This is a genomic window from Massilia sp. BKSP1R2A-1, from assembly GCF_050586525.1.
Taxonomy (GTDB): Bacteria; Pseudomonadota; Gammaproteobacteria; order Burkholderiales; family Burkholderiaceae_D; genus Telluria.
In genome coordinates, this window is sequence record NZ_JBOBRE010000024.1 from 16,500 (window position 1) to 36,731 (window position 20,232).

Sequence of the window (20,232 nt, forward strand, 5' to 3'; positions counted from 1 at the left end):
CCCACGCGTTCAAACCGATCCCGCACCGAGGCTCACTTTGAAATTTGCCCTGACCGCCGCTGTCCTCTCGCTTGTCGCCGCCTCCGCATCCGCCCAACTCCCCGCCCCGCTGAAATCCGACGTCTCAACACGCGTCAGCGGCATGTACCCCTGGCTCGACACAGTCTATAAAGACCTGCACGCCAACCCCGAAATCGCCTTCCAGGAAGTCCGCACCGCCGGCAAGCTCGCCGCCGAAATGCGCAAGCTCGGCTTCGAGGTAACGGAAAAGGTCGGCAAGACCGGCATCGTCGCCGTCCTGAAGAACGGCGCCGGCCCCACGGTACTGGTGCGCACCGAGATGGACGGCCTGCCGATGGAGGAGAAGACCGGCTTGCCCTACGCCAGCCGCGCCAAGGCCGTCAGCAACGGCAGCGAGAGTTTCGTCACCCACAGCTGCGGCCACGACATCCACATGGCCGGCTGGCTCGGCACCGCGCGCACGCTGGCCGAGATGAAGGGCAAATGGAAGGGCACCCTGGTCTTCATCGCCCAGCCGGCCGAAGAGATCGTCTCCGGCGCCAAGGCGATGCTGGACGACGGCCTGTTCAAGCGCTTCCCGAAGCCGGACTACGCCTTTGCCCTGCATTCCTGGCCGCTGGCCCACGGCACCGTCGGCTTCAACGACGGTCCGGTCTCGTCCAATTCGGATTCCATCGAGATCGTCTTCAAGGGACGCGGCGGCCACGGCTCCGCGCCCGATAAATCGCTCGACCCGATCACCATCGCGGCGCGCTTCGTGGTGGACGTGCAGACCGTCGTCAGCCGCGAAAAGGATCCGAAGGAGTTTGGTGTCGTCACCATCGGCGCCATCAACGGCGGCACGGTCGGCAACATCATCCCGGACAATGTGCAGGTGCGCGGCACCATCCGTTCCTACAGCCCGGCCGTGCGCGCCAAGCTGCTGGAGGGCGTGCGCCGCGTGGCCAATGCCTCCGCCGCGATGGCCGGTGCACCGGCGCCCGACGTCCAGTTGATTTCTGGCGGCGCAGCCATCGTCAACAGCGAAGCGCTGGTGAAGAAGACCGAGGCCGTGTTCAGGGACGCCTTCGGCGCCGCCAACGCCCAGCGCATGCCGGCAATGACCGCCAGCGAAGATTTTTCGCTGTTCGTGAACGAAGGCATCCCCTCGATGTTCTTCTTCACCGGCGTCTACGATCCGAAGGCGGTGCAGGAGGCCGAGCGACCCGGCGGCAAGCCGATTGCCTTCAACCATTCGCCTTTCTATGCGCCGGTGCCGGAGCCGTCGATCAAGACCGCCGCGCAGGCCATGAGCCTGGCGGTGTTGAACGTGCTCGGCCGCTGAAGTTCAGTCCTGCGGCCCGGCGAGCGTGCGCAGCTGGAAGCGGTAGTCGCGGTCGAACAGGAAGGTTTCAAGGAAGCTCACCGCCTCCGTATTCGCCGCCACCAGGCCTTCGGGCCGGGGCAGCGGGCCGCTGCGCCGCATCGAGGCCAGGGCGACGCGCGATGCATCCGGGTCGCGCGAGCGCTGCACCCGCACATCGGTCAGCTGGCCTTCCTTGTCTACGGTAATGTTCACCACAACAATCGCCGGCAGCATCGGCGGCAGGCGGCCGCTGAAGATGCGGTCCTTATTGCGTTCGACGATGTGGCGCGCCACGTGCGCCTTGTAGGCGTCGAGCGTGAGCGAAGGGGATGGGACGGGCGCCGGCGTCCTGGCCGGGGGCGGGTCCACCGAAATGGTGCTGCGCTCTTCGACCGGCACGGGTGGGGGAGGGCTGGCGCAGCCGGACAGGAGTGCCAGCAGCGTGGCGAAGAACGCTTTACTGCGAAGAAACGTGTTCATGGTGGATGAGTGGACGTCGCAGGTTGGCGCATCAAGGGCGCTCAACTTCGACGCTTCCGCTCATCCGGAGTTCCGCAAGCTGCGCGGAAAAGGCTGTCAGCCGAACAGGCGCTCCAGCTCGACGCCCGGCTCGGGCGCGCGCATGAAGGCTTCGCCGACCAGGAAGGCGTGCACGTTCGCGTCGCGCATGCGCTTTACGTCCGCCGGCCCCATGATCCCCGACTCGGTCACCACCATGCGATCCTGCGGGATGCGCGGCAGCAGGCCGAGGGTGGTGTCGAGCGAGACCTCGAAGGTGCGCAGGTTGCGGTTGTTGATGCCGACCAGCGGGGTCTTCAGCTTCAGGGCGGCCGTCAGCTCCTCGCCGTCGTGCACTTCGACCAGCACGTCCAGCCCCAGGTCCAGCGCGCAGGCTTCGAGATCCGCCATCAGGCCGTGGTCCAGCGCCGACACGATCAGCAGGATCGCATCCGCGCCCATCGCGCGCGCCTCGTAGACCTGGTAATGGTCGACAATGAAGTCCTTGCGGATCACCGGCAGGCTGCATGCCGCGCGCGCCTGGCGCAGGTAGTCCACGGAGCCCTGGAAGAACTGCACGTCGGTCAGCACCGACAGGCAGGCCGCGCCGTGCCCGGCGTAACTCCGGGCGATGGCGGCCGGCTGGAAGTCGGGGCGCAGCACGCCTTTCGACGGCGAGGCCTTCTTCACTTCCGCGATGATGCCGGCGTTGCCGGCGGCGATTGTTTCGCGCAGGCTCCGTTCGAAACCGCGGATGCCCTGGCGTGCGTCCAGGTCGCTTTCGACCTCGCGGCGCAGGCTGTTGAGGTCGCGCTGCTTCTTCGCGGCGGCCACTTCGTCGGCCTTGACGGCCAGGATCTTGTTGAGGATATCGGACATAAGAAAAACTCAGGTTTGCTTGGACAGTGCGAGCTTCACGCCAAGCCAGACGAACAGGCCGCCCGTGGCACGGTTGAGCCATAGCGAGACGGAAGGGTTGAGCTTGAGGCGCTCGCTGGCCTTGGCCGTGGTGAGCGCGAGTCCGCAGCACCACAGCATGCCGTTGACATTGAATATGCAGCCCAGGACGATGAAGGCCATGGCCTTGCTTGGCGCCTCGAGCGCGATGAACTGCGGCACGAAGGCCAGGAAGAACAGCGCGACCTTCGGATTGAGCACGTTGGTGAGAAACCCCTGGGCGAAGATTTTCCGGTAGGGCAGGGCAGCGAGCACCGGCGCCCTGGTCTCGCCGCTGGCCTTGCGGCTGCGCAGCAGGCCCACCGCCATGTAGAGGATGTAGGCCGCACCGGCGAGCTTGACCACCGTGAAGGCCGTCGCCGACGTCGACAGCACCGCCGACAGGCCCAGCGCGGCCGCGAAGATGTGCACCATCGTGCCGGCGCCGATGCCGAGCGAGGCGGCGACGCCGGCGCGCCAGCCCTGGGTGGCGCTGCGGGTCATGATCAGGAGCGAATCAGGACCCGGCATGATGTTCAGCAGCAGTCCGGAAATGATGAAGAGCGGAAGGTCATGGATGCCGAACATGCTGCCTTCCTTTAGGCGTGGCCGCCGAGCTGGCGCGTGACGGTGACGAATTGCTCGAGTTTGGCCAGGGCCGCGCCGGACGCGATCGTAGCACGCGCTTTCGCCAGGCCTTCCTCGATCGAAGAAACAACCCCGGCTGCATACAGGGCGGTGCCGGCGTTCAGCGCCACGATGTCGGTCGCCGGACCGGCCTCGCCGCGCAGCGCTTCCATCACCCGTTCCCTGGACTCGGCGGTGTTGGCCACCTTCAGGTTGCGGCTCGAGATCATCGACATGCCGAAGTCTTCCGGGTGGATCTCGTATTCGCGGATCTCGCCGTTCACCAGTTCACCCACCAGGGTGCCGGCGCCGAGCGAGACTTCGTCCATATTGTCGCGGCCCCACACCACCATCGCATGCTGGGCGCCGAGACGTTGCAGCACGCGCACCTGGATGCCGACCAGGTCGGGGTGGAACACACCCATCAGGATGTTCGGCGCGCCGGCCGGATTGGTCAGCGGCCCCAGGATGTTGAAGATGCTGCGCACGCCCAGCTCGCGGCGCACCGGCGCCACGTGCTTCATCGCCGCATGGTGGTTCGGGGCGAACATGAAGCCGATGCCGGTCTGGGCGATCGACTGGGCGATCTGCTCGGGTTTCAGGTCGATCTGGGCGCCGAGCGATTCGATCAGGTCGGCGCTGCCGGAAGACGAGGACACACTGCGCCCGCCGTGCTTGGCCACGCGGGCGCCGGCGGCCGCGGCCACGAACATCGAGGCGCTGGAAATATTGAAGGTGTTGGCGCCGTCGCCACCGGTGCCGACGATGTCGAGCAGGTGGGTGGTGTCGGCCATCGGCACCTTGGTCGAGAATTCGCGCATCACCTGCGCGGCGGCGGTGATCTCGCCGATGGTTTCCTTCTTCACGCGCAGGCCCATGGTCAGGGCCGCGATCATGGTGGGCGACATCTCGCCCGACATGATCTGGCGGAACAAATGCAGCATCTCGTCGTGGAAGATCTCACGGTGTTCGATACAGCGCAGCAGGGCTTCTTGTGGGGTGATCGGCATGGCGGATCCTTCAAAGGGCGTAATTCGGGCGTGGCGCCGCATGCGATGCGGCACGTGCGCAAGGGCGCATCAGCGCGCGAGGAAGTTCTTGAACAGCGCGTGGCCGTGTTCCGACAGGATCGACTCGGGGTGGAACTGCACGCCCTCGATGTCGTATTCCTTGTGGCGCACGCCCATGATTTCGCCGTCGTCGGTCCAGGCCGTCACTTCCAGGCAGTCCGGCAGCGAAGCCCGCTCGATCGCCAGCGAATGGTAGCGGATCACGGTGAAGGGGCTGGGCAGGTCCTTGAACACGCCTTCGCCGGTGTGGGCGATCAGCGAGGTCTTGCCGTGCATGACCTGCTTGGCGCGGATGACCTTTCCGCCGAAGGCTTCGCCGATGGCCTGGTGGCCCAGGCACACGCCGAGGATCGGCAGCTTGCCCTTGAATTCGCGCAGGATGTCGAGCGAGATGCCGGCGTCCTTCGGCGCCTTCGGTCCCGGCGAGATGCAGATGCGCTCGGGCGCCATCTTCTCGATCTCGCCAAGGGTGATCTCGTCGTTGCGCACGGTGCGCACGTCTTCGCCCAGCTCGCCCAGGTACTGGACGATGTTGAAGGTGAAGGAATCGTAGTTGTCGATCATGAGCAGCATGTCAGAACTCCCCATCCAGGCCGTCTTGCACCTGTTCGGCCGCGCGCAGCACGGCGCGCGCCTTGTTTTCGGTTTCCTGCCATTCCATCTCGGGAATGGAGTCGGCGACGATGCCGGCCGCGGCCTGCACGTAGAGGTTGCCGTCCTTGATCACGCCGGTGCGGATCGCGATTGCCACGTCCATCTCGCCCCCAAACGACAGGTAGCCGCAGGCGCCGCCGTAGATGCCGCGCTTGCTCGGCTCGAGTTCGTCGATCACTTCCATCGCGCGTACTTTCGGTGCGCCGGTCAGGGTGCCGGCCGGGAAGGTGGCGCGCAGCACGTCGAGGTTCGACATGCCGTCCTTCAGCTTGCCCTCGACATTCGAGACGATGTGCTGCACGTGCGAGTACTTCTCGATGACCATGCGGTCGGTGACCTTGACGCTGCCGGTGTCGGCGATGCGGCCGATGTCGTTGCGCGCCAGGTCGATCAGCATCACGTGCTCGGCGATCTCCTTCGGATCGGCCAGCAGTTCGGCGGCCAGCTCGGCATCGCGTTCCGGCGTCGCGCCGCGCGGGCGGGTGCCGGCGATCGGACGCAGCGTGACCTTCTTGCCGCCCTCGTTGCCCACGCCTTGCAGGGCTTCGTTGCGCACGAGGATCTCCGGCGAGGCGCCGACGATCTGCATATCGCCGAAGTTGTAGTAATACATGTAAGGCGAAGGGTTCAGCGAACGCAGCGAGCGGTACAGCGACAGCGGCGAATCCACGTAGGGCTTGCGGATGCGCTGGCCGATCTGCACCTGCATCAGGTCGCCGGCCATCACGTATTCATGGGCCCTGGCGACCGCCTTCAGGTAGTCTTCCTTGGAAAATTCGCGAACCGCCTCGGTACGCACCGAGCTGGACGTGACCGGCGCGTCGACGCTCCGGCGCAGCATCACGCGCAGGTCCTTCAGGCGCTGGCGCGCGCGGCCATAGGCTTCCGGATGCGACGGGTCGGCGTAGACAATCAGGTAGAGCTTGCCCGACAGGTTGTCGATCACGGCCAGCTCTTCGGTCAGCATCAGCTGGATGTCCGGCAGGCCGAGCTGGTCCGGCGGGCATGAGTGGGCCAGCTTGCGCTCGATGTGGCGCACCGTGTCGTAGCCGAAGTAGCCGGCCAGGCCGCCGCAGAAGCGCGGCATGCCGGGGCGCAGCGCCACCTTGAAGCGCGCCTGGTACTGTTCGATGAATTCGAGCGGATTGCCTTCGAAGGTCTCGACGACTTCGCCGTTCTTCACGACGTCAACGCGATTGCCGCTCGCGCGGATCAGGGTCGATGCCGGCAGGCCGATGAAGGAATAGCGTCCGAAGCGCTCGCCGCCGACCACCGACTCCAGCAGGAAGGTGTTCTTGCCGCTGTGCTGGGACTGGGCCAGCTTGAGGTAGAGCGTCAGCGGGGTCTCTAGATCGGCGAAGGCTTCCGCGATCAAAGGAATGCGGTTGTAGCCCTGGTTGGCCAGCGATTTGAATTCGAGTTCGGTCATGCTTTTCTCCAGACCGCCCATGGGAGGGGAGGGCGGTGGTTCACTTCAAAAAACCTGCCGGAGTTCAGCGCAACACGCGAGCGCCGGCAGCAATCGATACGGCTTAGTTAGCCCAGGATTGCCAGCGTCGCCACAGCCAGGCCTCAAGGGCGCCGGTCTGGTTGACAGTGTGTTTTTTGGTGAAAAACATGTATAGATGACTTATTTTGCGGTGTCGTTATGCGCAGATATGAGCGCTGCTGCTTCAAACAGCGAACTCACTATACCATCAGATTTAATTTCTTGTACAGGGCGTCCGTGGTTATAACCATATGGCACCGTGAGCACATAACAACCGGCGGCACGTGCGGCCTCGGCATCGTTGGACGAGTCGCCGATGGCCACCGCGCAGGATGGCGGCAGGTCCAGGGCGGCGCAGGCGCCCAGCAAGGGCATCGGATCGGGCTTCTTCTTCGCAAAAGAATCGCCGCCGAACACGCGCTCGAAATACGGCGCCAGGCCTTTCTGTTCGAGCAGGGGCTCGGCGAAGGCGATGGGCTTGTTGGTTACGCAGACGAGGCGCAGGCCGGCGTCCCGCATGGCTTGCAGGCCTTCGATCACGCCGGGGTAGAGGGTAGCGCGTTCGCCGTTGACCGCGAGGTAGTGGCGTTGGTAGCCGGCCAGCGCGGCATCGAACACCGCGTCGACGCGCGCCGCATCCCAGTCGAGCAGCAGCGCGTCGCGCACCAGCTTTTCGGAACCCTTGCCGACCAGCGGCTTGATGGTGTCCTGCGTGATCGGCGCGAGACCAAGTTCGGCGCGCATGCCGTTCAGGGCCGCCTCGAAGTCGGGCACCGTGTCGAGCATGGTGCCGTCCAGGTCGATGATGGCGGCCCGGATGGCCGCTGCGCCGCGACGCATTACTTGCCGACCGCTTTTGCTACGGTTTCCAGTTCGGCGCGCATCGCGTCGATCACGGCCTTGTAGTCGGGCTTGCCGAAGATGGCGGAGCCCGCGACGAAGGTGTCCGCGCCCGCAGCCGCGGCGGCGGCGATGTTGTCGGCCTTGATGCCGCCATCGACCTGCAGCATGATGTCGCGGCCCTCGCCGTACTGGTCGATCATGCGGCGCGCCTGCGCGATCTTCTTGAGCGCCTGCGGGATGAAGGACTGGCCGCCGAAGCCCGGGTTCACCGACATGATCAGGATCATGTCGATCTTGTCCATCACGTGCTCGAGGTAGTGCAGCGGGGTGTGGGGGTTGAACACCAGGCCGGCCTTGCAGCCATGGTCGCGGATCAGCTGCAGCGAGCGGTCCACGTGCTCCGAGGCTTCCGGGTGGAAGGTGATGATGTTGGCGCCGGCCTTGGCGAAGTCCGGGATGATGCGGTCGACCGGCTTGACCATCAGGTGCACGTCGATCGGCACGTCCACGTGCGGACGGATCGCCTGGCACACCAGCGGGCCGATGGTGAGGTTCGGGACGTAGTGGTTGTCCATCACGTCGAAGTGGATGATGTCGGCGCCGGCGGCGACGACATTGCGCACTTCCTCGCCCAGGCGGGCGAAATCGGCGGACAGGATGCTGGGGGCGATGCGGTAGGTGGTCATGGTGACGGTGGGCGTAAAAAGGAAGCCGCTATTTTACGCCGATGAGGCCCCATGCCGCTGTGGCGGGACGCCTTTGGAGGGCGCCGCGCGGTATGATTGTCGTTTGCGCCACACGTGGCGCTCCCGCCAATATTGTCGATCACGCAAGGAAACCCCATGGCCGCCTATGAATTCGCTGTCTCCGTCAGGACCCAGTACCTGCCGGAACAGTCCAACCCCGACCGCGACCAGTACGTGTTCAGCTACACCATCACGATCAGGAACACCGGCAGCGTCGCCGCCCAGCTGATCTCGCGTCATTGGGTGATCACCGACGCCAACAACCAGGTGCAGGAAGTGCGCGGCCTGGGCGTCGTCGGCCACCAGCCCCTGCTGCAGCCGGGCCAGCAGTTCGAGTACACCAGCGGCACCGAGAGCGCCACGCCGCAGGGCTCGATGTACGGCGAATACTTCTGCGTGGCCGAGGACGGCCACCGCTTCGAAGTCCCGATTCCCGAGTTCGTGCTGTCGCAGCCGGGCGCGCTGCACTGATCATTGCCGGTCTTTGTCGACGTCCTGTTGCGCCGGCTCGTCGCGCACGTCCTTGCGGCCGGCGAACATGGTCCACCAGACGATAAAGACCAGCAGGAACAGTGCCACCCCGGCTTCCACCATCAAGATCCACATATCGGTCCTCATGTCCCTATGCATTCGACACGCCGCAGTGTAACCGCTTCGCTCTTCCTCGTCGCCTTTTTGGCGGCCTGTTCGACCACCCCGCCGCAGGAGCCGGCCAAGCCGGCCGAACCGACGCGCATGCCGCCGCCGGTGGGCCCGGTCTATGTGCCGCAACAGCCCCCGCCGCCGCCCGAGCCGACGCAGCCTGTTGCGCCGCCGCCGGCGCCGACACCGCTGATGACGCCCGTGGCCTTCAGCGAGCTGCCGGGCTGGCAGCAGGACGACCTGCGCCAGGCCTGGCCGGCTTTCGTGCAGTCCTGCCGCGTCCTGGTCAAGAAGGCCGACTGGAAGGCGGCCTGCGAGGCGGCGCGCTCGATCGATGCGGCCGATGCGGCCGCGGTGCGCGCCTTTTTCGAGACCTGGTTCGTGCCGAACCTGATGCGGGCGAGCGACGGTGCGGATGCGGGCCTCATTACCGGCTACTACGAGGCGATGCTGTACGGCTCGCGCAAGCGTAGCGGCGGGTATCAAACGCCGCTGTACCGGGTGCCGGACGATCTGCTCACCGTCGACCTGGGCGGCGTCTACCCGCAGCTGAAGGGCATGCGCCTGCGCGGCCGCCTGTCCGGCAAGACCGTGGTTCCCTACAGCACCCGCGCCGAGATCGCGCGTGCGCCCTTCGCGGGCAAGGAGCTGCTGTGGGTGAACGATCCGGTCGAGGCCTTCTTCCTGGAGGTGCAGGGTTCGGGCAGGGTGCAGCTCGATAGTGGCGAGACGGTGCGCGTGGCGTACGCGGACCAGAACGGCCACCCCTATAAAGCCATCGGCCGCTGGCTGGTGGACCAGGGCTACCTGACTTCCACGGAAGCGACCGCGCAGGGCATCCGCGCCTGGATCGCGGCCAATCCGGAGCGCCGCCAGGAGCTGTTCAACGTGAACCCCAGCTATATCTTCTTCCGCGAAGAGAAGCTGCCCGATCCATCGCTCGGACCCAAGGGCGCATTGGGCGTGCCGCTCACGCCGGGCCGCTCGGTGGCGATCGACCCGTCTTTCGTGCCGCTCGGCGCGCCGCTCTTCCTGGCGACCACGGAAGCCGCCAGCGAGGCGCCGCTGCAGCGCCTGATGATGGCCCAGGACACCGGCGGCGCGATCCGCGGCGCGGTGCGGGCGGACTTCTTCTACGGCTTCGGGCCCGATGCCGTCGACCGGGCCGGCAAGATGAAGCAGCGCGGCCAGATCTGGGTGCTCATGCCCAAGCCGGCCGCCACGCAGGCGGCGCGTTAGCCAGGGCGCGGCTCCTTCAGTCTTTCACGTCGCGCAGGCGGGTGCCGAAGACCGTGGCGACCGACAGGGCGACGGCGCCGGCGGCGATGCAGGCCAGGCCCGCGCGCACGCCGAATCCCTCGCCCAGCGCCCCCGCCAGCAGCGCACCCAGCGGCGCCGCGGCGACGGTGAGCGCACGCATCGTCGCCACCATGCGCCCGAGCACGGCGTCCGGCGTCACGCGCTGGCGCAGGGCGCTGTAGGGCACGAAGAACAGCGTCGCTCCGCAGTCGATCCAGAACACCACCATGGCATAGGCGGCCAGGGTCCATCCCGCGCTGCCGAACAGGGCGGCCGGAATGGCGGGCACCAGGGCGAAGCCCAGCGCCGACACGCACAGGCCGGCCAGGATGCCGCCGCCGGTGCCGAAGTGCCTCGAGAGCGGCTTGACCAGCAGGGAGGCCGCGAGGATGCCCAGGCCGCCGAACATGTTCGCCATTCCCATGGTCCCCGCCGTCATGCCGAGGACCCGCGTGGCGAAGAGTACGTGCAGGGCGGTATAGCCATAGAACAGCAGGTGCCAGCCGGCCGAGACCCAGGCCAGGGTGCGCAGCAGGGGATGGCGCCAGACGAAGGCCAGGCCTTCCTGGATGTCGCGCAGCGGATGCGCATGCGATGGCGGCGGCTGCGCTTCGCGCGCCCGGATGCGGCGCAGGTTGAGCAGGGAGACGACGAAGCCGGCGACGTTGCACAGGATGGCAAGCGGCGCGCCCAGCCCCTGCACCAGCGCGCCCGCCATGCCGGGGCCGAGCACCCGCGCCGCCGATTCCGTGGCGGCGAATTTCGACTGCGCGTCGACCAGTCCGCCGCGTCCGACCAGGAAGGTCAGGAACACCTGTTCCGCGCTGCCGCCCACCACGTAGCCGGTGCCGATCACGAAGCCGACCGCGTACAGCCAGGGGATGCTCAGGATGCCCAGCCACCAGGCCAGCGGAACGGTCGCGAGCGCGATTGCGACCACAAAATCGCTGCACATCATGACCGGCAGGCGCCGGTTGCGGTCCAGCAGCACGCCCGAGGGCAGGCCGAACAGCAGGAAGGGCAGGGATTCGAAGGCGGCCAGCGTGCCCATCTGTGCCGGCGTGGCATGCAGCATCAGCACCGCGCAGATCGGCAGGGCCAGCAGGGTGATCTGGGCGCCGAAATGGGCCAGGATGCTGCTGAACCAGAAGCGGCGGAAATCGGGATTGCCCATCACCGAGTCGGGCGGGACGCGCTTCGTCAGCCAGTTGTCGCCAGGGGAGGGAATGATGATCTCACGCAGAATATTGCTGAACAAATAATGATACCTGTGTTCGGTATGCTGTGAGACGCTACAATCCCGGCAATCCATTCACACACAAGGGGACACCGCATGCAATACCAGGATCTGCTGATCGAAAACCACGGCAAGGTCGCCGTGATCCGCCTGAACCGCCCGAAGGCGATGAATGCGCTGAACGACAATATGATGAACGAGCTGGGCCAGGCCCTGCACGCCTTCGACGCCGACCCAAGCGTGAACGTCATCGTCCTGACCGGCAGCGACAAGGCCTTCGCGGCCGGCGCCGACATCGCGGCCATGGCGAACTACACCTATAGCGTCGACACCTACCCGGGCAACTACATCGGCCGCAACTGGGAGCACATCCTGAACATCCGCAAGCCGGTGATCGGCGTGGTGTCCGGCTACTGCCTGGGCGGCGGCTGCGAACTGGCCATGATGTGCGACTTCCTGATCGCCGCCGACAGCGCGAAATTCGGCCAGCCGGAGATCAAGGTCGGCGTCACCCCGGGCGCGGGCGGCACCCAGCGCCTGCCGCGCGCGATCTCGAAATCGAAGGCCATGGACATGCTGCTCACCACCCGCATGATCGATGCGCAGGAAGCCGAGCGCACCGGCCTGGTCTCGCGGATCTATCCGGCCGAGAGCGTGATGGAAGAAGCCGTCAAGGTCGCCCAGGGCATCGCCGAGATGCCGGTGTCGGTCGCCATGCAGATCAAGGATTGCGTCAACCAGGCTTACCAGATGCCGCTGAACGAAGGCGTGCGCTACGAGCGCCGCTACTTCCACGCCGGCTTCGGTACGCCCGCCCAGAAGGAAGGCATGTCGGCCTTCCTCGAGAAGCGCAAGCCGAACTTCGAAGGCATGTAGATGAAGGCGGCGCTGCGGCGGGGAGCGGCGGCGTTTGCCCTCGTCGCTGCCGCGGCGTATGGCTGCAGCGCGCTGCCGCCGCTCGGCCAGCGCAGCGCCAGCGTGGCGCTGCAGGGAACCGAGACCACGCCGCTGGGGCAAGCGATCGCGCCGCTGGCGGCGGCGCACCCGGGCCGCTCCGGCGTCTATCCCCTGGTCGATGGGCGCGACGCCTTCGCGGCCCGGGTGCTGCTGACCCACAGCGCCAAGCGGAGCCTCGACGTCCAGTACTACATCTGGCGCGATGACCTCACCGGCACCCTGATGCTCGATGCGCTGCGCACGGCCGCGGCGCGCGGCGTGCGCGTCCGGCTCCTGCTGGACGATAACAATACCGGCGGACTCGACCCGCGCCTGGCCGCCCTCGACCGCGCGCCCAACATCGAGGTGCGCCTCTTCAATCCCTTCGCCATGCGGCGCTGGCGCAGCCTGGGCTACCTGACGGATTTCCGCCGGCTGAACCGGCGCATGCACAACAAATCCTTCACGGTGGACAACCAGGCGACCATCGTCGGCGGCCGTAACGTCGGCAACGAGTACTTCGGCGCCGCCGGCGACATGCTGTTCGTCGATCTCGACGTGCTTGCGGTGGGACCGGTGGTGGGCGAGGTATCGCGGGACTTCGACAAGTACTGGAACAGCGCCTCCGCCTATCCCGTCACGGCGCTGGTCGACGCCGCCGACGCCGAACCCGCCGGGGCGCTGGCGCAGCGCGCGGCAAGCCTGCGCCGGGAAGCGGCTGCGCGTCAATACCTGGAGGCGATCGCCAATTCCGACTTCGTCGGCAAGCTGATACGGCAGCAGCTGCCGCTGGAATGGACGGTGACGCGGCTTGTCAGCGATTCTCCGGCCAAGGTGCTGGGCGCCTCGCATCCCGACGAGCGGATGGCGGTGTGGATGCGCAACTACCTCGGCGAGCCGAAGCGGCAGGTGGACGTGGTGTCTCCCTATTTCGTGCCCGGCAGGGAAGGGGCCGATACGCTCGGCGACCTCGCGCGCAGCGGCGTGCGGGTGCGGATCCTGACGAATTCCCTGGAAGCGACCGATGTGGCGGCGGTCCATGCGGGATACGCGAAATGGCGCCGCGCGCTGCTCGGCGCCGGCGTCTCCCTCTATGAATTGCGCGCGCATTCGGCGCCGCAGCTGCCGGACACCGGCAAGGGGCGCTTCGGCAGTTCCGCCTCCAGCCTGCACGCCAAGACCTTCGGCGTGGATGGGCGTACCGTCTTCATCGGCTCCTTCAACCTGGACCGCCGCTCGATCGACCTGAATACCGAAATGGGTTTCGTGATCGACAGCCCGGGCATGGCGCAGGCGCTGGGTCGGACGCTCGACGAGGAGGCGCCGAAGCTGGCCTATGAGGTGCGGCTTGGCGACGACGGCAAGCTGGTCTGGATCGAGCGTTCCGGCGGCAGCGTCATCCGGCATGACACCGATCCGAACACCAGCGGCTGGCAACGGGCCGGGGTGCGCCTGCTGTCCTTCCTGCCGATCGACTGGCTGTTGTAGCGCGGCGCGTTCAGATATCGCCGGCGTCGCCGTCCGGCTCCGGACCTTCTTCGCGCCACTCGAGGATGTCGCCGGGCTGGCACGACAGGCGCTCGCAGATCTTGTCGAGCGTCGCGAAGCGGATGCCCTTGACCTTGCCGGACTTGAGCAGGGAAAGGTTCTGTTCCGTGATGCCGACGTAACTGGCCAGCTCCTTCGATTTGATCTTGCGCTTCGCAAGCATGACGTCGAGGTTGATGATGATGGCCATCAGACGAACCCCTCGTTTTCTTCGCTCAGGCGCCGGCCTTCGTGCATCACGCCGACGACCAGGTAGAACATGCTGCAGACCAGCAGCAGCAACAGCTCGTGCGAGGTGATGTCCATGGCGATCGCATGGGACTGCCCATCGCCCATCCAGCCGAACAGCAGATTGCGTAGCGGCGTTTCGAGGTTGAACAGGACGACCGCGGCAATCGTCGCGCCCGCCGCGGTGCGCAGGTGGCCGATCGTCTTCATGGCGAAGATCTGCCCCGCCTGGAAGGCGCTCAGCGTGGCGCTGAGATGACGGATGCCATGCGTCAGCGCCAGCAGGCCGGGCGCGCCGACGAGGATGCCCACCAGCCGCTGCGCGTTGTCGAGCCGCTCGACGGCATTGTCCGTCATCCCGTCGGGATTGATCAGCAGCTGCATGGGGCCGAGCGACACCGGACCGGCCATGGCCCACGACAGGATGAAGAAAGCGATCTGGACGGTGAGGAAGACGAACAGGAGCCAGCGGATGACGTGGCAAAGGCGAAACAGCTGGCCCAGGTCGGAAGGAGAGCTTTGGTTCTCGTTCATTTTTACATGCCTCAAAGAAAAAAATGATTGTCTCACGAGATTTTGTTGCTGTACGATCCATGGAGTATTTACACGCCGCTCCTTTCCTGCCCGGCGCCATCCCGAGCCCCGATGCGATGCGCTCCATGCATATCGCATTATCGTGAAACAGCAATAAATTATTTTTTGACATTAAGAAAATACGGGGATAGACTGATTTCCATCAGCTCGACGTTCGGTTGATCAGGCGCTCCGACACCATACGGACGCGGGATCGACGGCGGCGGGATGCTAACGCGAAGTCCAGTGTGTTGTCGGAAGCGGTCACACAAAGGGATGTCCGCTCTCGACAATGTTGGCAACATGTGTATTAAAACAATCAACTATCAAGGAGCATCACATGCAAGATTTCGACCTGACCAGCGAAGAGTTCTCGATCGAAGCCCTGGAAGCACGTTTTGAAATGGAAGCGACCGCACCGGGCGCCGAAACCGAGTGGAAGTGCACCTGCACCATCGAGAACTGATCCAGCCGGATCAGGCGTAGCGGGTCCATCCCGCTACCGCATTCTCCCGGGGGCGCGTCCGCCAGCGGTCACGCCCCCTCGTTCGAGTCCGCACAGGATCTTCATGTCCCTCCCCAGCACATCCACGATCCCCGTCCTGAAGGCCGGCATCACGCTCACCCGCTTCGAGTCGGGCGCCGCATCCCCGCGCTTCCTGCTGGCGCTCGGCGACAGTCATTTCCTCGTGTCGGCCAAGACGCGTGCGCTGGTGCTCGCCTTGCTGGACAAGCCGCTGGATGCCGCGCAGCTGGAAGCGCGCTACGAAGCGGAGAGCGGCCAGTTCCTCGCGGCCGAACAGCTGCTGGCGCTGGCCAGGCAAACCCTGCCCGAATTACTCTACATCGATACGCCGCTCCCGCCGCGGCACATGCCCTTCGTCGTCAGCGTGACCCTGCTGCCGACCCGGCTCGCAAGCCGGGTGACCCGCTATCTAGCCTGGCTGTTCACGCCCGGCCTCGCGGTCGCGCTGCTCGCGCTGTTCGCCGCGCTGCACATCGCGGTCCTGCCTTCGGCCATGCACAGCGCCCACGGTGCCTGGTCGGCCCGCGAAGCCGTCGCCCTGGTCGGCCTGTTCCTGCTCAGTGGCCTGGTCCATGAGCTGGGCCATACCGCCGCCTGCCGGTATTTCAGGTGTCCGCACGGTGCCATCGGTTTCGGCCTCTATTTCATCTTCCCCGCGTGGTACGCGGACGTCACCAGGGCCTGGCAGCTGCAGCCGCGACAGCGCGCGGTGGTCGACCTCGGGGGCGTGTATTTCCAGTCCATCTTCCTGATCGCGATCGATGCCTGGGCGCTTGCCACCGGCAGCGCGCTGGCGCTCAAGCTGTCGTGGCTGATCACCTTCACCATGCTGTTCACGCTCAATCCGGTCTTCAAGTTCGACGGCTACTGGCTGCTGTCCGACCTGAGCGGCCTGCACAACCTGCACAAGCAGGTGCAGTCCTCGCTCTCTTCCCTGGTCGCGACCGTGATCGGCAGGCGCACGGTCGGCGCGCCGACCGTGCGCAGCGGTATCCTGTACGGCTACACCTTGCTCAGCATCGGCTACTTCGGGTATTTCGCGCTGTTCCTGGGCCGCGAACTGCGCCTGCTGCCGACCGCCACCCTGGACAAGATCGCGGCCGGCTGGGCGCTGCTGCGCGCCGTGCCCTCCGGCCAGGGCTGGGAACTGGCCGTCGCGCTCGGCGCCTTCGCGGGCACGCTGCTGTGGCCGGCCATGGTGATGCTCGGCGCCGTTTTCTTCCTCGATAAATTGCGGCGCTCGCTGAGCGGCATCGCCGCTGCCGTCAGGACGGCGCGCGCCTTGCCGCCGGCCGCCGGTTCAGCCCTGGAGAAATCATGATCGCCACCTTCATGCGCCTGTTCGGGCAGCCGGGCCGTCCGGTCGCGGTGTCGAACGACGCCCAGCTCGAAGACCAGATGACGCAAGCGATGGTCTACCTGCTCGGCCTGGAAGAGGCGCAGGCCCAGCCCCTGGCGCAAGGCGCGCTGCGGCAGCGCCAGTTCCTGCGCGGCGGGCGCAGCCTGCAGGCGACGCCGTCGCACGGCTTCGAGCCGGCCCGGCAGGGGCTGCACGCGGCGCTCGCGAGCGGCCCCTGCCTGCTCGCGCTGCCCTTCAGCGTAACCGGCATCTGCCTGCTGCGCAGCCTGTCCGCCGATCCCGCGCTGCACCTCGTCCTGGTCCAGAGCCCCTTGCTGCGCACGCTCGGCGACGAGATCCCGCTCGCACGCCGGCCGATGCCGGTGTGCTCGACACAGAACGCCGTCGCACAGGTCAAGATGGATGCGGCGCGCCGCGCCCGCACTGTGTACGTCAGCTTCCCCGAGCTGCAGCCGCTGGGCCATGGGACGACCGCATCGATTGCCTTCCTGGGCAAGCCCTGCCGCTTCTCCATGCTTGACCCCCTGCTCGGCATTTCCGGCATGGCGGCCGTCCTCACCCCGACATTCGACGGCGCCGCCCTGCTGGCATGGAACCGGCCCCAGAGCCGCGAGGGCGCGCAGGGCGCGGTGATGCACGCCTGCCTGCACTGGCTGATCGAGCATTTGCAGACCTCGGCGGCGGCGGCGCCGGATCTCACCCTGTCCTGGCCTCACCTGTACCGGGCCAGCCTTCACTTCTACCGCATCGAGCGCGCCAACCAGCTCAAGCAGCTCGAGGCCTGGGCCGCCGCGTGGGCGCGTTCATCCCCGGGGCAGGCGCACCGCCTGGCGCAGTTCGCGCACGCCAGGGTTGCTGCCCTGAGCCAGGCCGGTTCACACTGAGGAGTCATGCCATGCACATCACGAGAGAATGGGGAGTGCGCGCCCGGATCCTGCTGGAGCAGGGCCGGGCCGCCCTGCCTGGCCGCGACGGGCGCCGGCGCCTGGCCGGCTTTGCCGATTCGGTCCGCGCGGCCTTTCCCGACCTGTCCGAGCGGGAAGCGCATGACTTGCATGCGCGCTATCGCGCATCGATGCGCAAGTTCGGGTTAATGAAGGATTATCTCGCATCGCTGAGCGCCGACCAGCTCGGCGCCTTCCTGGACCGGCACGTCCAGGTCGAGGGGCGGGAAACCCTGGACATGCTCAGGGGGAGCGCGGAGCCGGTGATTTTCGTGACGCCGCATTACGGGAGCTTTCCGGCCGCCTGCCTGAAGCTGATCCGGGAGATCGGACACGAGAAGACCATCAACGCCTTCTACAATCCGCCCTCCGCGAACCGCAGTTCGGAAGGGTTCGAGACCCTGTTCTCGCGCCTCGGCTACGGCTTTCACGCCCTGTTCAACGACGACACGGCGGTCCTCAAGGCGCTGCGCGTCCTGAAGCGGGGCGAGGCGCTGACGATGATGCCGGACGTCTTCGACATCAATGGACACGTGCTGTACGTACCGTTCTTCGGCAGGCTGGTTCCCGCCATGGCCGGCACCGCCCTGTTCGCGCTCAAGAGCCGGGCGACCGTCATCGTCGGCTACGGCTGCCCGGGCGAGGGCATCGAGTCGACCCTGAAGCTCGGGCAGCCCTTGCGCATCGAGCGCAGCGACAGCCTGGAAAACGACATCGCGACGCTCACGGCCGCGATATTCCAGGAGATGGAAGCCCAGATCCGCCTGCATCCCGAGCACTGGATCTATACAAAGGACATCGGCACCCTGCTGGCCGGACGGCTCGCCGTCGATGCCCGCGGCGACGAGGAGTGGCTGGCCGGGATGGAGGCGGCAAGCGCGCAATTCGACGCCTTCCTGCCCGAATGGCGCTTTGTCCTGCGCGAGCTGCGCGCGATGCAGCACGATGCGCCCCTGGAGGTGGCCAACGCATGAAAACCATCCTGTATGCCGTGACCGTGACGCTGGCCTGCGCCGCGCTGTTCGGCTGCCCGGCCGCGGCCGCCGACCGCGAATGGATCGACTACAAACGCCTGCTGGAGATCACCCGGCTGGACAAGTTCTACGCCGCGCCACCTGGATCGCGCGACAAGGTCAGGCTGCTCGGGACGGTCCAGCCGAACAACGCCGGCATCGCTGCCCAGGACATCGTGTTCACGGTCGTGCGCGGCGCCCAGGTCAAGCGCATCACCGTCGACCGGGAGGGGCGCTTCGATCCCGCGATCGATCCGGCCTGGGCGAGGGATAACCCGAAGGTGCTCACCAATATGCCGGCCGGCGAAAAGGCCCGGTTCTCGTTTGCGGCCGAGCCCATCGTGCCGCCGGGCACCCGGTTCGGCTACGCCGCCCTGATGGCGGGCGTCAGGCAGTCGAATGCCCTGGTCAAGGAGCAGGGCGGCATGATGCGCTTCCTGATGCCGACCTTTTCCGGCATCGAACTGCGTTACCCGCCGGGGCAGGCCGCGAGCGCGCGGATCGTCTCGGCCCGTGGCGAGGCAGTCGTTGCCGCCGACGCGCAGGGGGCGCTGCGGCTCAAGCTCGATGAGCGCCTGGCTGCCGCGAATGCGGAAGTGATCCTCTCGCATGCTCCGCAGGCAGCCGACCTGATTGCCGAGTGAAGCGATGGCCGGTCATCGAAACGCCTCCACCTTGTCCGGCGCGGCCGCATGGCTGGCGCACCGGCCGCTATGCAGGATGATGGTCGCCCTGGCATGGGTGGCGCTGCCCGCCATGCTGGTCTCCCAATTGAGCCAGGCCTACGTCTCCGGGCCGGGCGGCAAGGCGCTTTCCGCACTGGCGATGGCCGTCCTGATCCTCTACGTCTTCGCGCGTTATGTGCGCGTGATCGAGCGGCGCGCTCCCGCCGAACTGGCGGGGCGGCGGGCCGGCGCTGAATTGCTGGGCGGCGCAGCACTGGGCGCAGCCGTGTTCGCGCTCGCCATCGGCATCCTGGCTGCCCTGGGCGTGTTCACCATTGCCGGGTCGAGGAGCCCGATGCTGCTGCTCGCGGCGGTACCGGGCGCCATGATGGTCGCGGTATTCGAGGAAATCATGTTCAGGGCGATCGTCTTCCGCGGTCTGGAGGAGTCGTTCGGGAGCTGGGCCGCGCTGGCGGTCTCCGGATCGATTTTCGGGCTGATGCACCTGGGCGGAGCGGAATCGAGCTTCCAGGCGGCGATCGCCGTCACCGTCGAAGCGGGCCTGCTGCTCGGGGTCGCCTATATGGTGACGCGGCGGGTGTGGCTGTGCATCGGCATCCACTTCGGCTGGAACCTGACGCAAGGCGCGCTGTTCTCCTTGTCCGTGTCGGGGAAGGCGCAGGAGGGCGTGTTCATCTCGCAGCTGACCGGCGCACCCTGGCTGACGGGCGGCTGGTTCGGCGTCGAAGCATCCCTCGTGGCCGTATTCACTTGTCTCGTGCCATGCATGGTTATGGGAGCCTACGCTTATAAGACTGGCAAGATCCGGCCGCCGCAGGGTCGCCGGAAAGAGCTTGTGGCGATTCCTGTGGTTGAGAGGGCTTGACGCATGTCAAAAACAACTGCATAATCTCGTTCTCTGCTGCTGACGAACACAACGCTTCGCAGCGATAGCAAGAGACAGAATACGGTTCTTTAACAATCAACAGTCGATAAGTGTGGGCGTTTGATGAGGGTGCCGGCTGACTTAGG

23 protein-coding genes are annotated in these 20,232 nt (G+C 66.3%); 11 read left to right on the forward strand and 12 right to left on the reverse strand.

Annotated features, from left to right (window positions below; all coding sequences use genetic code 11):
- The first annotated feature begins 142 nt into the window (after positions 1 to 142).
- Positions 143 to 1,345: an amidohydrolase gene (locus ACQ7JA_RS24545; RefSeq protein ID WP_430902321.1), complete on the forward strand. Its 1,203-nt coding sequence runs from the start codon at positions 143 to 145 to the stop codon at positions 1,343 to 1,345.
- A 3-nt stretch (positions 1,346 to 1,348) separates the two neighbouring features.
- Here the strand turns inward: ACQ7JA_RS24545 and ACQ7JA_RS24550 are convergent, their stop codons facing one another.
- From ACQ7JA_RS24550 to rpe, 8 genes are all read right to left on the reverse strand, one after another.
- Complete coding sequence (locus tag ACQ7JA_RS24550) at positions 1,349 to 1,846, reverse strand: energy transducer TonB family protein (RefSeq protein ID WP_430902322.1); 498 nt, start codon at positions 1,844 to 1,846, stop codon at positions 1,349 to 1,351.
- 96 nt (positions 1,847 to 1,942) lie between these two features.
- On the reverse strand, positions 1,943 to 2,743 hold the full coding sequence (trpC, locus tag ACQ7JA_RS24555; protein ID WP_430902323.1) for an indole-3-glycerol phosphate synthase TrpC: 801 nt from the start codon (positions 2,741 to 2,743) through the stop codon (positions 1,943 to 1,945).
- 9 nt (positions 2,744 to 2,752) lie between these two features.
- Positions 2,753 to 3,388, reverse strand: a complete 636-nt coding sequence (locus tag ACQ7JA_RS24560) for a LysE family translocator (RefSeq protein WP_430902324.1) — start codon at positions 3,386 to 3,388, stop codon at positions 2,753 to 2,755.
- An 11-nt stretch (positions 3,389 to 3,399) separates the two neighbouring features.
- Entirely contained in the window at positions 3,400 to 4,437 is a 1,038-nt protein-coding gene (gene trpD / locus ACQ7JA_RS24565) for an anthranilate phosphoribosyltransferase (RefSeq protein ID WP_430902325.1), read from the reverse strand.
- Positions 4,438 to 4,506: 69 nt separating this feature from the next.
- Positions 4,507 to 5,070 carry an anthranilate synthase component II gene (locus ACQ7JA_RS24570; protein WP_430902326.1) on the reverse strand — a complete coding sequence of 188 codons (564 nt, stop codon included), beginning with the start codon at positions 5,068 to 5,070 and terminating at the stop codon, positions 4,507 to 4,509.
- Between the two features lies 1 nt (position 5,071).
- Complete coding sequence (trpE, locus tag ACQ7JA_RS24575; RefSeq protein WP_430902327.1) at positions 5,072 to 6,580, reverse strand: anthranilate synthase component I; 1,509 nt, start codon at positions 6,578 to 6,580, stop codon at positions 5,072 to 5,074.
- 201 nt (positions 6,581 to 6,781) lie between these two features.
- The gene (locus ACQ7JA_RS24580) at positions 6,782 to 7,480 is read right to left on the reverse strand and encodes a phosphoglycolate phosphatase (RefSeq protein WP_430902328.1); all 699 of its coding nucleotides are present in this window, start codon (positions 7,478 to 7,480) and stop codon (positions 6,782 to 6,784) included.
- A complete protein-coding gene (gene rpe / locus ACQ7JA_RS24585; RefSeq protein WP_430902329.1) occupies positions 7,480 to 8,169 on the reverse strand; it encodes a ribulose-phosphate 3-epimerase in 690 nt (229 codons plus the stop codon). The genes ACQ7JA_RS24580 and rpe overlap by 1 nt, the downstream gene beginning before the upstream one ends.
- 156 nt (positions 8,170 to 8,325) lie before the next feature.
- Between rpe and apaG the strand changes: the two genes are divergently transcribed.
- Positions 8,326 to 8,700 (forward strand): Co2+/Mg2+ efflux protein ApaG, encoded by a 375-nt coding sequence (gene apaG, locus ACQ7JA_RS24590; RefSeq protein ID WP_430902330.1) that lies wholly within the window; start codon positions 8,326 to 8,328, stop codon positions 8,698 to 8,700.
- On the opposite strand, the gene ACQ7JA_RS24595 is transcribed toward apaG, so the two are convergent.
- A complete protein-coding gene (locus ACQ7JA_RS24595; RefSeq protein ID WP_430902331.1) occupies positions 8,701 to 8,847 on the reverse strand; it encodes a hypothetical protein in 147 nt (48 codons plus the stop codon).
- A gap of 6 nt (positions 8,848 to 8,853) precedes the next feature.
- On the opposite strand from ACQ7JA_RS24595, the gene mltA reads away from it, so the two are divergent.
- A complete protein-coding gene (gene mltA, locus ACQ7JA_RS24600) occupies positions 8,854 to 10,110 on the forward strand; it encodes a murein transglycosylase A (RefSeq protein WP_430902332.1) in 1,257 nt (418 codons plus the stop codon).
- Positions 10,111 to 10,126: 16 nt separating this feature from the next.
- Here the strand turns inward: mltA and ACQ7JA_RS24605 are convergent, their stop codons facing one another.
- On the reverse strand, positions 10,127 to 11,428 hold the full coding sequence (locus ACQ7JA_RS24605) for an MFS transporter (protein WP_430902333.1): 1,302 nt from the start codon (positions 11,426 to 11,428) through the stop codon (positions 10,127 to 10,129).
- A gap of 75 nt (positions 11,429 to 11,503) precedes the next feature.
- On the opposite strand from ACQ7JA_RS24605, the gene ACQ7JA_RS24610 reads away from it, so the two are divergent.
- A complete protein-coding gene (locus ACQ7JA_RS24610) occupies positions 11,504 to 12,283 on the forward strand; it encodes an enoyl-CoA hydratase (protein ID WP_430902334.1) in 780 nt (259 codons plus the stop codon).
- Complete coding sequence (locus tag ACQ7JA_RS24615; protein ID WP_430902335.1) at positions 12,284 to 13,831, forward strand: phospholipase D family protein; 1,548 nt, start codon at positions 12,284 to 12,286, stop codon at positions 13,829 to 13,831. It begins immediately after the preceding gene.
- A gap of 10 nt (positions 13,832 to 13,841) precedes the next feature.
- On the opposite strand, the gene ACQ7JA_RS24620 is transcribed toward ACQ7JA_RS24615, so the two are convergent.
- Positions 13,842 to 14,081: a helix-turn-helix domain-containing protein gene (locus ACQ7JA_RS24620; protein ID WP_258830378.1), complete on the reverse strand. Its 240-nt coding sequence runs from the start codon at positions 14,079 to 14,081 to the stop codon at positions 13,842 to 13,844.
- Positions 14,081 to 14,653 (reverse strand): DUF2975 domain-containing protein, encoded by a 573-nt coding sequence (locus ACQ7JA_RS24625; RefSeq protein WP_430902336.1) that lies wholly within the window; start codon positions 14,651 to 14,653, stop codon positions 14,081 to 14,083. The genes ACQ7JA_RS24620 and ACQ7JA_RS24625 overlap by 1 nt, the downstream gene beginning before the upstream one ends.
- A gap of 379 nt (positions 14,654 to 15,032) precedes the next feature.
- Between ACQ7JA_RS24625 and ACQ7JA_RS24630 the strand changes: the two genes are divergently transcribed.
- The 6 genes from ACQ7JA_RS24630 to ACQ7JA_RS24655 all read left to right on the forward strand — a co-directional run bounded on the left by ACQ7JA_RS24630 (position 15,033) and on the right by ACQ7JA_RS24655 (position 20,086).
- Positions 15,033 to 15,158 carry a hypothetical protein gene (locus tag ACQ7JA_RS24630; RefSeq protein WP_258830376.1) on the forward strand — a complete coding sequence of 42 codons (126 nt, stop codon included), beginning with the start codon at positions 15,033 to 15,035 and terminating at the stop codon, positions 15,156 to 15,158.
- Between the two features lie 103 nt (positions 15,159 to 15,261).
- Positions 15,262 to 16,539 carry a hypothetical protein gene (locus ACQ7JA_RS24635; RefSeq protein ID WP_430902337.1) on the forward strand — a complete coding sequence of 426 codons (1,278 nt, stop codon included), beginning with the start codon at positions 15,262 to 15,264 and terminating at the stop codon, positions 16,537 to 16,539.
- Positions 16,536 to 17,462, forward strand: a complete 927-nt coding sequence (locus ACQ7JA_RS24640; protein ID WP_430902338.1) for a hypothetical protein — start codon at positions 16,536 to 16,538, stop codon at positions 17,460 to 17,462. The genes ACQ7JA_RS24635 and ACQ7JA_RS24640 overlap by 4 nt, the downstream gene beginning before the upstream one ends.
- 11 nt (positions 17,463 to 17,473) lie before the next feature.
- Complete coding sequence (locus ACQ7JA_RS24645; RefSeq protein WP_430902339.1) at positions 17,474 to 18,496, forward strand: lysophospholipid acyltransferase family protein; 1,023 nt, start codon at positions 17,474 to 17,476, stop codon at positions 18,494 to 18,496.
- Positions 18,493 to 19,179: a DUF2987 domain-containing protein gene (locus tag ACQ7JA_RS24650; protein ID WP_430902340.1), complete on the forward strand. Its 687-nt coding sequence runs from the start codon at positions 18,493 to 18,495 to the stop codon at positions 19,177 to 19,179. Before ACQ7JA_RS24645 ends, ACQ7JA_RS24650 begins: the two co-directional genes overlap by 4 nt.
- A 76-nt stretch (positions 19,180 to 19,255) precedes the next feature.
- Positions 19,256 to 20,086 carry a lysostaphin resistance A-like protein gene (locus ACQ7JA_RS24655; RefSeq protein ID WP_430902341.1) on the forward strand — a complete coding sequence of 277 codons (831 nt, stop codon included), beginning with the start codon at positions 19,256 to 19,258 and terminating at the stop codon, positions 20,084 to 20,086.
- Positions 20,087 to 20,232: the final 146 nt, after the last annotated feature.